Raw genomic sequence first — 13,220 nt, forward strand, 5'->3', positions numbered from 1 at the left:
GATAATTTCGCAAGTCTATAGCTTTCACAACGAAATTATCCATGTTTCAGATTAAGCGCTAATGATAGTGCATTCTGACAGAGTGGATCATGGGGAAAGATCACATCAGGCCGTAATTCCTGCAGCGAAATGCCGTTGATTGCCTGGATTTTCATCGGTCGGGCAAAGACGGTCATGCCGCGCATGATGAGGGAATCGCAAACGTGATTGTTTTCATCCAGCGCAACGGCGACGACCACGCGCGGTTTGAAGCGTCCACCGGAACGCCCGACCCCGACGCGACCTTTCTGACACAGCGCGTCAAACGCGCGGTTAAACTGGTGGATCTGCCAGCCGCCAAACGCCATCTGGCAAATCCAGGCGAGGGCGGCGACGGTGATGAGTGCGGTGACCATATCGGCTCCTTGTTTTGTTCCCTCTCCCGGTGGGAGAGGGTTAGGGTGAGGGCATCAGGCCGCTCGATCAGAACATCACCTGCCCGCCGGTGACGTTAATCGACTGCCCGGTGCAGTACGAGGCTTTCGGGCTGGCGTAAAACAGCAGCATGTTCAGCACGTCCTGATAATCGCACCCGCGCTTCAGCGGCACTTTATCGATGTAGTACTGCTCCACTTCCTCAGCCTTGATGCCGAGCTTGGTGGCGTACTGCGGCAGCAGGGACTGGAACATCGGCGATTTCAGCAGATTGCCCAGCATCAGCGAGTGCACGGTAATGCCGTACTCGGCCAGATCCAGCGCCAGAGACTGCGTCAGCCCCACGCCGCCAAACTTCGCCGCGCTGTAGCCGGAGTTATGCTTGCTGCCCACTTTCCCTGATTTGGAGTTGATCTGAATGATGCGCCCCTGAACGCCGTCGCGGATCATCAGACGGGAAAACTCGCGGGCGCAGAGGAAATAGCCCACCAGATTCACCTGCAGCGAGCGGTCAAAGTCCCCCAGCTCGAAATCGCTGATAAAGGCCGCTTTCGCAATCCCCGCGCTGTAGACCAGCAGGTCGGTACGCCCAAAAATCTCGTCCACGCCGCGGGCCAGCGCCATCACGCTCTGTTCGCTGGTGGCGTCGGCGCCAAACCCGTACGCCATCCCTTCACCAAACTCGGTGTTAATGGTGTCCGCCACGCGGGCGGCTTTTTCACTCTGAATGTCCACTACCGCCACGCGGTAGCCCTCTGCGGCAAGCCCACGGCAGAGGAACTCGCCTAAGGTTTGTCCTCCACCAATGACAACGGCAACCTGACTCATGTGTTTCTCCTTAATTACGCAACAAATTTTAACGTGCAGCCTGGGGTGACAGCCTGCGGAACCGGGCCCGCCACGTGAACCGTGCCGGGATATTCGGCCTGCGGCTGGCCGTCGAAACGCAGGGTGATGTGGCCCAGCTCGCGCAGGTTTTGCTCGGCCACGTCGCCGACGGCGGTCACGGCATAGCGCGCCTCGCCCAGCTCCAGCTGGCTCCCGGCCTTCAGCTCGCCCTTCAGCTCGCCGTGACAGTGGATAAAGCAAAACTCTTCGATATCCGCCGGGGCGCCTTCGCGGAAGGTGATCAGCATCTGGTCGCTCAGCGCGTCAGCCGCGCTCTGGCCGATGCGGGTAATGGTGGTCTGGTAAATCACGGTCATCGCAGGAACCTCTTATTGATAAATAAAGCCGGAGACAAACCAGGCAATCAGCACCGTCGGCGCGCCCGTCAGGAAGCGGCTCACCAGCACGGACGGCACGCCCACGCGCACGGTGTCCTGGCGTGCTTCCGCCAGCGACAGCCCTACGGGGATGAAATCGCACGCCGCCTGGGCGTTAATGGCGAACAGGGCGGGCAGGGCGAGGTGCGGGGGAATGTTCCCCAGACCAATCTGCACGCCAATCAGCACGCCGATGACCTGGGCAATCACCGCGCCCGGGCCGAGGAACGGCGACAGCAGCGGGAAGGAGCAGATCAGCGCCAGCGTCACCAGCCCGAGCGGGTGGCTGGCGAGCGGGGCGAGGCCGTGGGCAATCCAGTCGCCCAGGCCGGACGCCATGATGATGCCGATCAGCGCCGAAACGAATGCCATAAACGGCAGGATGGTTTTCAGCACCGTGTCGATGGTGTCGCGCCCTGACTGGAACAGCACCGCTACGGCGGACCCCATGCCCATCCCGACCTTCGCCAGCAGGCCGTCGCTCTGCTCGGTGATTTTCTTGCTGGTGTCGTACTCGCGCGGGGCCGCTTTTTGCGGCGCGGCAGTGCCATTCACCAGAGTGATGTTGTCCTCCTTCACGCCTGAGACATAAATGTCCTCAATGATGTACTGCGCCAGCGGGCCGGATTTTCCGGTGGAGTGAATATTCACTGTCGGAATGCGGCGCTTCGGATAGATACCGCAGCGCAGCGTGCCGCCGCAGTCGATCACCGCCACGCCGATTTCCGCTTCCGGCGGCTCGCCCTCCTTGAAGCCGTCGACCGCTTCCCAGCCGGTTAGCTCGCGCAGCCTGTCGACGATCGCCGGGCGCGTGCCTGCGGTGATGTAGACGATCTTTTTGCCTTCGGTGGCGTCGAACTCCAGCGGGCCGCCCCAGCCGCCCGTGCCTTTCTCAATGCGGATCCGGTTCATGCTGTGGCTCCTGAAAGATGGACTTTCTGTTCAAGCTGGATGCCCATTTTTTTCTCAAAAATGGCGGTGGTGAGGTCGGTCACCCAACCGCGGAAGAAGTTGGTGACCAGGCCAACCAGCAGGTAGCTCACCGCCAGCGGGCCGAGCGGCAGGCCAAGGGTGGTGAGACCGCTGGCGATCCCGAGATAGACAAACAGCTCGCCGGGGTTAATGTGCGGGAACAGGCCGTTCATCGAATGGCAGCTGTAGGAGGCGGCGGCGTAGTAGCTCGGCTTGTACTTTTCCGGCATGAAGCGGCCGAGGCTTAAGGTCATCGGGTTGCAGAACACGAAGGTGCCGATGAACGGCAGTACCAGGTAGCGGGACAGCGGATTACCGGCACAGCGCTGGGCGAAGCGTTCGATGCGCTGCTGGCCGATAAAGTTAATCAGCGCGTTCATGATCACCAGCAGGCTGATCAGCAGGGGCAGGATCCCGGTCACCATGCCGGTGAACACTTCTCCGCCTTTCTGAAACAGCCCGATGAACCACTCGGCGCCGTGGGTGATGGTTTCTATCATTCTTCTCTCCTGTGAGGCTTTTTTGTTTTTGTGTTGCGGGGCTAATAATAATCACTTTGAAAGGTTTTAAAGTGTTAGTTAGATCTCACAATGAAAGAAAAATGGATTATTTTGAAAGTTTATTGATGGGGTCAATGATTTCGGTGGAAAAAAGGGCGGATTTGCGTGGGGGAGGCGCGTACCGCTTCCTTGAGGTGTTGCGAATGCTTTACCATACTGGGTTCTTATCGAACCCGTTAAATGGATGTCTCATGTTCAAGCGTCGTTATGCAGCGCTGTTGCCTGCGCTTATTCTGCTGTCTGCCTGTAGTAGCAAACCTAAGACCGAAGCCGTTCAGCAAACGGCGGGCGCGCCTTCCGGAGGATTCCTGCTGGAGCCGCAGCACAATATGATGCAGATGGGCGGCGACTTCGCGAATAACCCGGCGGCCGAGCAGTTCATCGATAAAATGGTGAGCAAGCACGGCTTTGACAGACAGCAGCTGCACGAAATTTTGTCTCAGGCCAGGCGACTGGACTACGTGCTGCGCCTGATGGACAGGCAGGCTCCAACCGCCCAGGTGCCGAGCGGGCCGAACGGCGCGTGGCTGCGCTACCGCAAACAGTTTATTACCCCGGACAACGTGCAAAACGGCGTGGTGTTCTGGAATCAGTATGAAGATGCGCTCAACCGCGCGTGGCAGGTCTACGGCGTACCGCCTGAAATCATCGTCGGGATTATCGGCGTAGAAACCCGCTGGGGCCGCGTGATGGGTAAAACCCGCATCCTGGACGCGCTGGCGACGCTCTCCTTTAACTATCCGCGCCGCGCGGAGTATTTCTCTTCCGAGCTGGAAACCTTCCTGCTGATGGCGCGCAGCGAGCAGGACGATCCGCTCGATCTGAAAGGGTCGTTTGCCGGCGCGATGGGCTACGGCCAGTTTATGCCGTCCTCCTATAAGCAATATGCCGTCGACTTTAACGGGGACGGTCATATCAACCTGTGGGATCCGGTAGATGCCATCGGCAGCGTGGCGAACTACTTCAAAGCGCACGGCTGGACGCCGGGCGGCCAGGTGGCGGTGCAGGCGAACGGTCAGGCGCCGGGGCTGGAAAACGGCTTCAAAACCAAATACAGCGTTGCGCAGCTGACGGCGGCGGGCTTAACACCGACTCAGCCGTTGGGCAATGTCGATCAGGTAAGTCTGTTGCGTCTGGATGTGGGAACCGGTTATCAGTACTGGTACGGCATGCCGAACTTCTACACCATCACCCGTTATAACCACAGCACTCACTATGCGATGGCCGTATGGCAGCTGGGGCTGGCGGTATCGCAGGCCCGCGTGCCGGCAGCGTCTCCGTTTAGTCAGTAAGTCATCTTATTCCCCCTCTCCCTGTGGGAGAGGGCTGGGGTGAGGGCACCCGCGCGCACCTATTTCCTGCAGAAACATTTCGCCACACTCCCTTTTCAAACCCGCCATTTACATCTTCACCGCCTTTCATTATTGTTATGTTATAACATTTAACGTGGTGTCAGAATGTCAACGTCCCTTTTTTCTCTGTCTTCTCTGGCTCGGCTTTTGCTGGCGCTGGTGCTTGTTGCCTTTATCGGGCTGGCCGTGCGCTGGGCGGTGGCATTGCCATGATTGTGATGAATGAACTGGTCGCGGGATATGAACGTCAGCCCGTTACGCGGCCCCTCTCGGGCACGATTGAGCGCGGCAGCATGACCGCCATTATCGGCGCTAACGGCTGCGGGAAATCCACGCTGCTGAAAACGCTGGCGGGATTTATTCCTCCCGTCAGCGGCGGCTTCCGTTGGCAGGGGAAGCGCCCGGTAATCGGCTGGCTGGCACAGCGTCACGCGCTGGAGGCGCAGTTTCCGCTGACCGTACAGGACGTGGTAAGCATGGGCTGCTGGCCGGGCATGTCGCTTTTTTCCGGGTTTCGTCGCGAAACGCGGTTGCGCATTGCCAGCGCGCTTGAGCGCGTCGGGCTTGAGTCCATGGCGTTATCCACCATCGATGAACTCTCCGGCGGTCAGTTTCAGCGCATGCTGTTTGCCCGCGTCCTGGTGCAGCAGGCGCCGCTGGTGATGCTGGATGAACCCTTTACCGGAGTCGATGAAGCTACCTGCAGCGTGCTGATGGATCTGATGCTGGAGATGTATATGAAGGGGCAAACGCTGCTCGCGGTACTGCACGACAGCGAGCGCGTGTCGCGCCATTTTCCGCAGACGCTGCGGCTGGATGCGGACGTTCCCCAGTGGAAAACCGAGCGGGTGAGGGTGGCATGATCTGGCATCTCTTTTTTCAGCCGTTTATTGAGTACGGCTTTATGCGTCGCGCGCTGGTGGTTTGCCTGGCGCTCTCGGTCAGCACCACCGCGCTCGGCGTGTTTCTTCAGCTGCGTCGGATGAGCCTGATGGGCGACGCCCTTTCTCACGCCATTTTGCCGGGTGTCGCCGTGGGGTATTTGCTCAGCGGTATGTCTCTGCTGGCGATGAGTATTGGCGGTTTTATCGCGGGAATTACCGTGGCGCTGCTGGCCGGTCTGGTCAGTCGACGCACGCCGCTGAAAGAAGATGCCAGCTTTGCCGGGTTTTATCTCGGCTCGCTGGCGCTGGGGGTCACGCTGGTGTCGCTTCGCGGGTCGAATGTCGATCTGCTGCATCTGCTGTTTGGTTCCATCCTCGCCGTGGACAACGACGCCGCGCTGTTCGTCACGGGCGTGTGTATGTTCACCCTTATCACGCTGGCGCTCTTTTATCGCGGGCTGGTGACAGAAGCGTTTGATACCGCCTGGCTGCAGGTGAACGCCCGCTGGCTGCCTGGGTTGCTGCACGGACTGTTTCTTGCGCTGCTGGTGCTTAACCTGGTGGCCGGTTTTCAGGTGCTCGGCACGCTGATGGCCGTCGGGCTGATGATGCTTCCGGCCGTGGCAGCCCGCTGCTGGGTGCGCACGTTACCTGCCTTACTCCTGATGGCGGGTATCAGCGGTATCTTCTGCGCATGGCTGGGGCTGAGCCTCTCCTGGTCGATGAGTCTGCCGGCCGGGCCGTCCATCGTGCTCACCGCCAGCGCGCTGTTCTTTATTTCCATTTTACTGGGCACGCGAAGCAGGCTCGCTGGCAGCCTGCGGGCGTATTTTTAACGCAAGGGGAAACGATGAAACGTACAGGATTTGTAGTGGCGCTCGCGCTGGGGATGATGTCGCACGGCGTGATGGCGAAAACGCTGAATGTGGTGACCAGCTTTTCGATTCTGGGGGATATCACGCAGGAGGTAGGCGGTGACCATGTGAACGTGACGACGCTGGTCGGGCCGGACGGCGATCCGCATACCTTTGAACCGTCGCCGAAAGACAGCGCGGCCCTGAGCAAGGCTGATGTGGTGGTGGTGAACGGCCTGGGGCTGGAGGGCTGGCTTGATCGTCTGGTAAAAGCCTCCGGGTTCAAAGGGCAACTGGTTGTCGCCTCAACAGGGGTGAAAACCCACACGCTTGAGGAAGATGGAAAGACTGTGACCGATCCCCATGCGTGGAACAGCGCGGCGAACGGGGCGCTCTATGCGCAAAATATTCTGAACGGGCTGGTGAAAGCCGATCCGCAAGATAAAGCGGCGCTCGAGGCTACCGGTAAGCCGTATATCGCGGAGCTGACGCAACTGGATAACTGGGCCAAAACGCGCTTTAGCCAGATCCCGCCGGCGAAGCGTAAAGTGCTGACCAGCCATGACGCGTTCGGCTATTTCAGCCGCGCTTACGGCGTGACGTTTATGGCGCCGCAGGGGCTGTCGTCTGAGAGCGAAGCCAGCGCGGCGCAGGTCGCTGAGATTATCAATCAGATCAAAGCCGACGGCGTGAAAACCTGGTTTATGGAAAATCAGCTCGATCCGCGTCTGGTGAAACAGATTGCGTCGGCGACGGGCGCACAGCCCGGGGGCGAGCTTTACCCCGAAGCGCTGTCGGCAAAAGGTGGGGTGGCAGACACCTACATTAAGGCGTTTCGCCACAATGTGAACACTCTCGCTGACAGCATGAAATAACCTTTCCACCGCCGGTGCGTCCGTACCGGCTTTTTCTGAAGCCCCCTCGTAAAACCGGAAGTCCATCCCCACATCTGACGAGAAAGTGCTATCTTGTGCAGCACGTTTTTCTGATGCCTGGAGCGAGAATGACTGACCATGAATTGATGCAGCTTAGCGAGATCGTTGGCCTTGCGCTGAAGCAGCGTGGCGCGACAATCACCACTGCGGAATCCTGCACCGGCGGCTGGGTGGCGAAAGCGATTACCGATATTGCCGGCAGTTCCGCCTGGTTTGAACGCGGTTTTGTGACCTACAGTAACGAAGCTAAAGCTCAGATGATTGGCGTGCGTGAATCCACGCTTGAACAGCATGGCGCGGTCAGCGAACCGGTGGTGATCGAGATGGCCATTGGCGCGCTCAAAGAGGCGCGGGCAGATTACGCCATTTCCATTAGCGGCATTGCAGGCCCGGACGGCGGCAGCGACGTGAAGCCTGTCGGCACCGTCTGGTTTGGGTTCGCCACCTCCAAAGGGGAAGGGATCACCCGCCGGGAGTGCTTCAGCGGCGATCGCGAAAGCGTGCGTCGTCAGGCAACCGTTTATGCGTTAAAAACGCTCTGGCAACAATTTCTACAAAACACTTGATACTGTATGACCATACAGTATAATTGCACCAACAGAACAGAAATCCACGGTGAAGCACAGTCGCTTCTCCCGGCATGACAGGAGTAATAATGGCTATCGACGAAAACAAACAGAAAGCGTTGGCGGCAGCACTGGGCCAGATCGAAAAGCAATTCGGTAAAGGCTCCATCATGCGCCTGGGTGAAGACCGTTCCATGGATGTGGAAACCATCTCCACCGGTTCGCTTTCTCTGGATATCGCGCTGGGCGCTGGCGGTCTGCCTATGGGCCGTATCGTAGAAATCTACGGGCCAGAGTCCTCCGGTAAAACCACCCTGACGCTGCAGGTGATTGCCGCGGCACAGCGCGAAGGTAAAACCTGTGCGTTTATCGATGCCGAGCACGCGCTGGACCCTGTTTATGCCCGCAAGCTGGGCGTGGATATCGACAACCTGCTGTGTTCTCAGCCGGACACCGGTGAGCAGGCGCTGGAAATTTGTGACGCGCTGGCGCGTTCTGGTGCCGTTGACGTTATCGTGGTCGACTCCGTTGCCGCACTGACGCCAAAAGCCGAAATCGAAGGTGAAATCGGTGACTCGCATATGGGCCTCGCGGCACGTATGATGAGCCAGGCGATGCGTAAGCTGGCGGGTAACCTGAAGCAGTCCAACACGCTGCTGATCTTCATCAACCAGATCCGTATGAAAATTGGTGTGATGTTCGGTAACCCGGAAACCACTACCGGTGGTAACGCACTGAAATTCTACGCCTCTGTCCGTCTGGATATCCGCCGTATCGGCGCGGTGAAAGAGGGCGAGAACGTGGTCGGTAGCGAAACCCGCGTGAAGGTTGTGAAGAACAAAATCGCCGCGCCGTTCAAACAGGCTGAGTTCCAGATCCTCTACGGCGAAGGGATCAACTTCCTCGGCGAGCTGGTTGACCTGGGCGTGAAAGAGAAGCTGATTGAAAAAGCGGGCGCCTGGTACAGCTACAACGGTGACAAGATTGGTCAGGGTAAAGCGAACGCGATCTCCTGGCTGAAAGAGAACCCGGCTGCGGCGAAAGAGATTGAGAAGAAGGTGCGTGAGCTTCTGCTGAACAACCAGGACTCCAAACCTGATTTCGTGGTGGATGCCGCGGATGCTGAAGAAACTAACGAAGACTTTTAATTGTTTCGTTTAAAAATGAAGGGCTGCTGATGCGGCCCTTTTTGCATTTCTGAATCAGCAGGTTTTTTATGAGTGAACCGACAACACGTCGACCCGCGTATGCACGCTTACTGGACCGCGCGGTGCGCATCCTGGCCGTTCGTGACCACAGTGAACAGGAGCTGCGGCGAAAACTGTCGGCTCCGGTGATGAGTAAAAACGGGCCGGAAGAGATTGATGCCACCGCGGAAGATTATGACCGCGTGATTGCCTGGTGCTATGAGCATCGTTATCTTGATGACGAGCGTTTTGCCTCACGGTTTCTCGCCAGCCGCGGCCGTAAAGGATATGGGCCCGCGCGCATCCGGCAGGAACTGAACCAGAAAGGGGTGGCCAGGGAGTCCATCGAAAAAGCGATGCGCGAATGCGATACTGACTGGTGCGAGCTGGCCAGAGAACAGGCGATTCGTAAATACGGCGAACCGCTGCCGCGTGAGTTTTCAGAAAAAGTTAAAATCCAGCGCTTTTTGCTCTACCGCGGCTTTCTGATGGAAGATATTCAGGATATCTGGCGTAATTTTGCCGATTGAACGCATGCGGGATTTTACTTCCCACTAAAGAAAACTTATCTTATTCCCACTTTTTCCAGTAGCTGGTCTGTCCAACGGTTTACCGATACAGGCTGGCTACGACATTTCGTTAGCTTGATTTCAGGATAATTATGAGCAAGAGCACCGCTGAGATCCGTCAGGCGTTTCTCGATTTTTTCCATAGTAAGGGACACCAGGTTGTTGCCAGCAGCTCCCTGGTACCGAACAACGATCCGACTCTGCTGTTTACCAACGCCGGGATGAACCAGTTCAAGGATGTGTTCCTTGGTCTCGACAAGCGTAATTATTCCCGCGCCACAACCTCACAGCGTTGCGTGCGTGCGGGCGGTAAACACAACGACCTGGAAAACGTCGGTTACACCGCGCGTCACCATACGTTCTTCGAAATGCTGGGTAACTTCAGCTTCGGCGACTACTTCAAACACGATGCTATTCAATATGCGTGGGAACTGCTGACCGGTGAAAACTGGTTCAACCTGCCAAAAGAGCGTCTGTGGGTTACCGTCTATGAAACCGATGACGAAGCCTACGAAATCTGGGAAAAAGAAGTCGGGATCCCGCGCGAGCGTATCATTCGCATCGGTGATAACAAAGGCGCGCCATACGCGTCTGACAACTTCTGGCAGATGGGTGATACCGGCCCTTGCGGTCCGTGCACCGAGATCTTCTACGATCACGGCGACCACATCTGGGGTGGGCCTCCGGGCAGCCCGGAAGAAGACGGCGATCGCTACATTGAGATCTGGAACATCGTGTTCATGCAGTTCAACCGTCAGGCCGACGGTACGATGGAGCCGCTGCCGAAGCCTTCCGTCGATACCGGTATGGGCCTGGAGCGTATTGCAGCGGTTCTGCAGCACGTTAACTCCAACTACGAAATTGATCTGTTCAGCACCCTGATCAAAGCCGTTGCGAACGTTACCGGCGCGACCGATCTGAACAACAAATCGCTGCGCGTTATCGCGGACCACATTCGTTCCTGTGCGTTCCTGATTGCCGACGGCGTAATCCCGTCGAATGAAAACCGTGGCTACGTGCTGCGTCGTATCATTCGTCGTGCCATCCGTCACGGCAACATGCTGGGCGCGAAGGACACCTTCTTCTATAAACTCGTTGGGCCACTGATTGGCGTGATGGGTGCTGCCGGTGATGAGCTGAAACGCCAGCAGGCGCAGGTAGAGCAGGTTCTGAAAACCGAAGAAGAGCAGTTTGCGCGTACGCTTGAGCGCGGCCTGGCGCTGCTGGACGAAGAGCTGGCGAAACTTAAGGGCGACACGCTGGATGGCGAAACCGCTTTCCGCCTGTACGACACCTACGGCTTCCCGGTTGACCTGACGGCGGACGTTTGCCGCGAGCGCAATATCAAAGTTGACGAAGCGGGCTTCGAAGCCGCGATGGAAGAGCAGCGTCGTCGTGCGCGTGAGTCCAGCGGTTTCGGTGCGGACTACAACGCGATGATTCGCGTTGATAGCGCGTCTGAATTCAAAGGTTATGACGCGCTGGAACTGACCGGCAAAGTGACCGCCCTGTTTGTTGACGGTAAAGCCGTGGACAGCATCAGCGCGGGCCAGGATGCGGTTGTCATTCTGGACAAAACGCCGTTCTACGCGGAATCCGGCGGTCAGGTTGGCGATAAGGGCGAGCTGAAAGGCAACGGCTTTAGCTTTAGCGTCAGCGACACCCAGAAATACGGTCAGGCGATTGGTCACCAGGGCAAACTGGTTTCCGGTTCTCTGAAAGTGGGCGAGGGCGTACAGGCTAACGTGGATGAAGCTCGCCGCGCGCGCATTCGTCTGAACCACTCTGCAACCCACCTGATGCACGCAGCCCTGCGCGACGTGCTCGGTAACCACGTTGCACAGAAAGGTTCTCTGGTTAACGACAAAGTGCTGCGTTTCGACTTCTCGCATTTTGAAGCGATGAAACCGTCTGAGATCCGCGCGGTGGAAGATCTGGTGAACGCGCAGATCCGTCGTAACCTGCCAATCGAGACCCACATCATGGAGCTCGAGGACGCGAAGAAAAAAGGTGCGATGGCGCTGTTTGGCGAGAAATATGACGACCGCGTTCGCGTGCTGAGCATGGGCGACTTTTCTACCGAGCTGTGCGGCGGTACGCACGCATCGCGCACCGGTGACATCGGCCTGTTCCGCATTGTTTCCGAATCCGGTACGGCGGCAGGCGTGCGTCGTATTGAAGCGGTGACCGGTGAAGGCGCAATCGCCAGCCTGCATGCGCAGAGCGATCAGCTGCACGACATCGCGCAGCTGCTGAAAGGCGATAGCCAGAACCTGGGCGAGAAAGTGCGCGTTGCGCTGGATCGCACGCGTCAGCTGGAAAAAGAGCTGCAGCAGCTGAAAGAGCAGGCTGCGGCGCAGGAGAGTGCAAACCTCTCCAGCAAGGCTGTAGACATTAAGGGCGTCAAACTGCTGGTCAGCGATCTGGCGGGCGTTGAGCCTAAGATGCTGCGTACTATGGTCGACGATCTCAAGAACCAGCTTGGTTCTACCGTTATCGTGCTGGCGACAGTGGCAGAAGGTAAGGTTTCTCTGATTGCGGGCGTCTCTAAGGATGTGACCGACCGCGTTAAAGCAGGGGAACTGATTGGTATGGTCGCTCAGCAGGTGGGCGGCAAGGGTGGCGGTCGTCCGGACATGGCGCAAGCCGGTGGTACGGATGCAGCGGCACTTCCGCAAGCTTTGGCCAGCGTTGAAAGCTGGGTAAGCGCGAAACTGTAATAACTACAAAGCACAAGCAGACGCCATAGCGGTAACGTTATGGCGTCTTGTTCACTGTGCTATCGATAACGATAAAGTCAGGTTGAGTTTGTGTATATCGGCTAAACTTACGTTTAACAGAATGTGATGCCGTGACTGCTTACACTTTACGTGTTTGTCATCGCTTACTTTTTGGCGTTATATGATGGATAATGCCGGGATACAAGAGACCCGACTCTTTTAATCTTTCAAGGAGCAAAGAATGCTGATTCTGACTCGTCGAGTTGGTGAGACCCTCATGATTGGGGATGAGGTCACCGTGACAGTTTTAGGGGTAAAGGGTAACCAGGTACGTATTGGTGTTAACGCTCCTAAAGAAGTATCTGTCCACCGTGAAGAGATCTACCAGCGTATCCAGGCTGAAAAATCCCAGCAGTCCAGTTACTGATATTGTCGCGTCTCGCTGTCGGGCGAGACGCAACCCTCCTGTCATTTTTCCTGCTCAACGTTACCGTTTAATTTCAAACGCTCTCTTTTTAACCACTCCGTTACCCTGAACTCGCCCTTACGCCGCTATTTCTGCAAAGGTTTTCTGTGAAGATGCCTGCAAAATCCGCTTATAAAACACCCTCTTTGCGGCTTTTACATGCGAATTGCGTGTGATTTGTGCAAACGATAAAAGCTTTTGGAAAATTGTTTGACTTATAAGTCCCAGAAAGTAATATATGCGCCACGCAGCGACGAGAAGCTCTTAACGAGTAACTCGAAGCACTCGAAAGAGGCGTTGTGTGGTGAGGTGGCCGAGAGGCTGAAGGCGCTCCCCTGCTAAGGGAGTATGCGGTCAAAAGCTGCATCCGGGGTTCGAATCCCCGCCTCACCGCCATTTTGCATCCGTAGCTCAGCTGGATAGAGTACTCGGCTACGAACCGAGCGGTCGGAGGTTCGAATCCTCCCGGATGCACC

The 13,220-nt window shown here is 57.3% G+C and carries 14 protein-coding genes and 2 tRNA genes; 11 read left to right on the forward strand and 5 right to left on the reverse strand.

The window, feature by feature from the left end; genetic code table 11:
* Positions 1–35 precede the first annotated feature (35 nt).
* From gutM to srlA, 5 genes are all read right to left on the reverse strand, one after another.
* Positions 36–395, reverse strand: a complete 360-nt coding sequence (gene gutM / locus AC27FC_RS19420; RefSeq protein WP_094934789.1) for a transcriptional regulator GutM — start codon at positions 393–395, stop codon at positions 36–38.
* A gap of 67 nt (positions 396–462) precedes the next feature.
* Positions 463–1,242, reverse strand: a complete 780-nt coding sequence (gene srlD, locus AC27FC_RS19425; RefSeq protein ID WP_033146371.1) for a sorbitol-6-phosphate dehydrogenase — start codon at positions 1,240–1,242, stop codon at positions 463–465.
* 14 nt (positions 1,243–1,256) lie between these two features.
* Positions 1,257–1,619 (reverse strand): PTS glucitol/sorbitol transporter subunit IIA, encoded by a 363-nt coding sequence (gene srlB, locus AC27FC_RS19430; protein ID WP_023308951.1) that lies wholly within the window; start codon positions 1,617–1,619, stop codon positions 1,257–1,259.
* A gap of 12 nt (positions 1,620–1,631) precedes the next feature.
* Positions 1,632–2,591, reverse strand: a complete 960-nt coding sequence (srlE, locus tag AC27FC_RS19435; protein ID WP_196355016.1) for a PTS glucitol/sorbitol transporter subunit IIB — start codon at positions 2,589–2,591, stop codon at positions 1,632–1,634.
* Positions 2,588–3,151 (reverse strand): PTS glucitol/sorbitol transporter subunit IIC, encoded by a 564-nt coding sequence (srlA, locus tag AC27FC_RS19440; protein WP_023333189.1) that lies wholly within the window; start codon positions 3,149–3,151, stop codon positions 2,588–2,590. The genes srlE and srlA overlap by 4 nt, the downstream gene beginning before the upstream one ends.
* A gap of 251 nt (positions 3,152–3,402) precedes the next feature.
* On the opposite strand from srlA, the gene mltB reads away from it, so the two are divergent.
* The 11 genes from mltB to AC27FC_RS19495 all read left to right on the forward strand — a co-directional run bounded on the left by mltB (position 3,403) and on the right by AC27FC_RS19495 (position 13,218).
* On the forward strand, positions 3,403–4,503 hold the full coding sequence (gene mltB, locus AC27FC_RS19445; protein ID WP_176690106.1) for a lytic murein transglycosylase B: 1,101 nt from the start codon (positions 3,403–3,405) through the stop codon (positions 4,501–4,503).
* A 269-nt stretch (positions 4,504–4,772) separates the two neighbouring features.
* Positions 4,773–5,426, forward strand: coding sequence for a metal ABC transporter ATP-binding protein (locus tag AC27FC_RS19450; protein WP_094934787.1), 654 nt, complete (start codon positions 4,773–4,775; stop codon positions 5,424–5,426).
* Complete coding sequence (locus AC27FC_RS19455; protein WP_112778115.1) at positions 5,423–6,283, forward strand: metal ABC transporter permease; 861 nt, start codon at positions 5,423–5,425, stop codon at positions 6,281–6,283. The genes AC27FC_RS19450 and AC27FC_RS19455 overlap by 4 nt, the downstream gene beginning before the upstream one ends.
* Before the next feature lie 14 nt (positions 6,284–6,297).
* Positions 6,298–7,176, forward strand: coding sequence for a metal ABC transporter substrate-binding protein (locus AC27FC_RS19460; protein WP_094934785.1), 879 nt, complete (start codon positions 6,298–6,300; stop codon positions 7,174–7,176).
* Between the two features lie 128 nt (positions 7,177–7,304).
* Positions 7,305–7,802: a nicotinamide-nucleotide amidase gene (pncC, locus tag AC27FC_RS19465; protein WP_023308944.1), complete on the forward strand. Its 498-nt coding sequence runs from the start codon at positions 7,305–7,307 to the stop codon at positions 7,800–7,802.
* 89 nt (positions 7,803–7,891) lie between these two features.
* A complete protein-coding gene (gene recA, locus AC27FC_RS19470; RefSeq protein WP_023308943.1) occupies positions 7,892–8,950 on the forward strand; it encodes a recombinase RecA in 1,059 nt (352 codons plus the stop codon).
* A gap of 68 nt (positions 8,951–9,018) precedes the next feature.
* On the forward strand, positions 9,019–9,519 hold the full coding sequence (gene recX / locus AC27FC_RS19475) for a recombination regulator RecX (protein ID WP_033146366.1): 501 nt from the start codon (positions 9,019–9,021) through the stop codon (positions 9,517–9,519).
* A 131-nt stretch (positions 9,520–9,650) separates the two neighbouring features.
* On the forward strand, positions 9,651–12,278 hold the full coding sequence (gene alaS / locus AC27FC_RS19480) for an alanine--tRNA ligase (RefSeq protein ID WP_112778114.1): 2,628 nt from the start codon (positions 9,651–9,653) through the stop codon (positions 12,276–12,278).
* Between the two features lie 241 nt (positions 12,279–12,519).
* Positions 12,520–12,705, forward strand: coding sequence for a carbon storage regulator CsrA (csrA, locus tag AC27FC_RS19485; RefSeq protein ID WP_000906486.1), 186 nt, complete (start codon positions 12,520–12,522; stop codon positions 12,703–12,705).
* Between the two features lie 342 nt (positions 12,706–13,047).
* Positions 13,048–13,140 (forward strand) — tRNA-Ser (locus AC27FC_RS19490).
* Positions 13,141–13,144: 4 nt separating this feature from the next.
* Positions 13,145–13,218, forward strand: a tRNA-Arg gene (locus AC27FC_RS19495).
* Positions 13,219–13,220: the final 2 nt, after the last annotated feature.

Source organism: Enterobacter sp. C3_dUdeg, from assembly GCF_057536195.1.

Bases quoted from the DNA above. Each gene is read 5' to 3' on its own strand.
- gutM (WP_094934789.1), bottom strand. From the start codon at position 395: ATGGTCACCGCACTCATCACCGTCGCCGCCCTCGCCTGGATTTGCCAG.
- srlD (WP_033146371.1), bottom strand. From the start codon at position 1,242: ATGAGTCAGGTTGCCGTTGTCATTGGTGGAGGACAAACCTTAGGCGAG.
- srlB (WP_023308951.1), bottom strand. From the start codon at position 1,619: ATGACCGTGATTTACCAGACCACCATTACCCGCATCGGCCAGAGCGCG.
- srlE (WP_196355016.1), bottom strand. From the start codon at position 2,591: ATGAACCGGATCCGCATTGAGAAAGGCACGGGCGGCTGGGGCGGCCCG.
- srlA (WP_023333189.1), bottom strand. From the start codon at position 3,151: ATGATAGAAACCATCACCCACGGCGCCGAGTGGTTCATCGGGCTGTTT.
- mltB (WP_176690106.1), top strand. From the start codon at position 3,403: ATGTTCAAGCGTCGTTATGCAGCGCTGTTGCCTGCGCTTATTCTGCTG.
- AC27FC_RS19450 (WP_094934787.1), top strand. From the start codon at position 4,773: ATGATTGTGATGAATGAACTGGTCGCGGGATATGAACGTCAGCCCGTT.
- AC27FC_RS19455 (WP_112778115.1), top strand. From the start codon at position 5,423: ATGATCTGGCATCTCTTTTTTCAGCCGTTTATTGAGTACGGCTTTATG.
- AC27FC_RS19460 (WP_094934785.1), top strand. From the start codon at position 6,298: ATGAAACGTACAGGATTTGTAGTGGCGCTCGCGCTGGGGATGATGTCG.
- pncC (WP_023308944.1), top strand. From the start codon at position 7,305: ATGACTGACCATGAATTGATGCAGCTTAGCGAGATCGTTGGCCTTGCG.
- recA (WP_023308943.1), top strand. From the start codon at position 7,892: ATGGCTATCGACGAAAACAAACAGAAAGCGTTGGCGGCAGCACTGGGC.
- recX (WP_033146366.1), top strand. From the start codon at position 9,019: ATGAGTGAACCGACAACACGTCGACCCGCGTATGCACGCTTACTGGAC.
- alaS (WP_112778114.1), top strand. From the start codon at position 9,651: ATGAGCAAGAGCACCGCTGAGATCCGTCAGGCGTTTCTCGATTTTTTC.
- csrA (WP_000906486.1), top strand. From the start codon at position 12,520: ATGCTGATTCTGACTCGTCGAGTTGGTGAGACCCTCATGATTGGGGAT.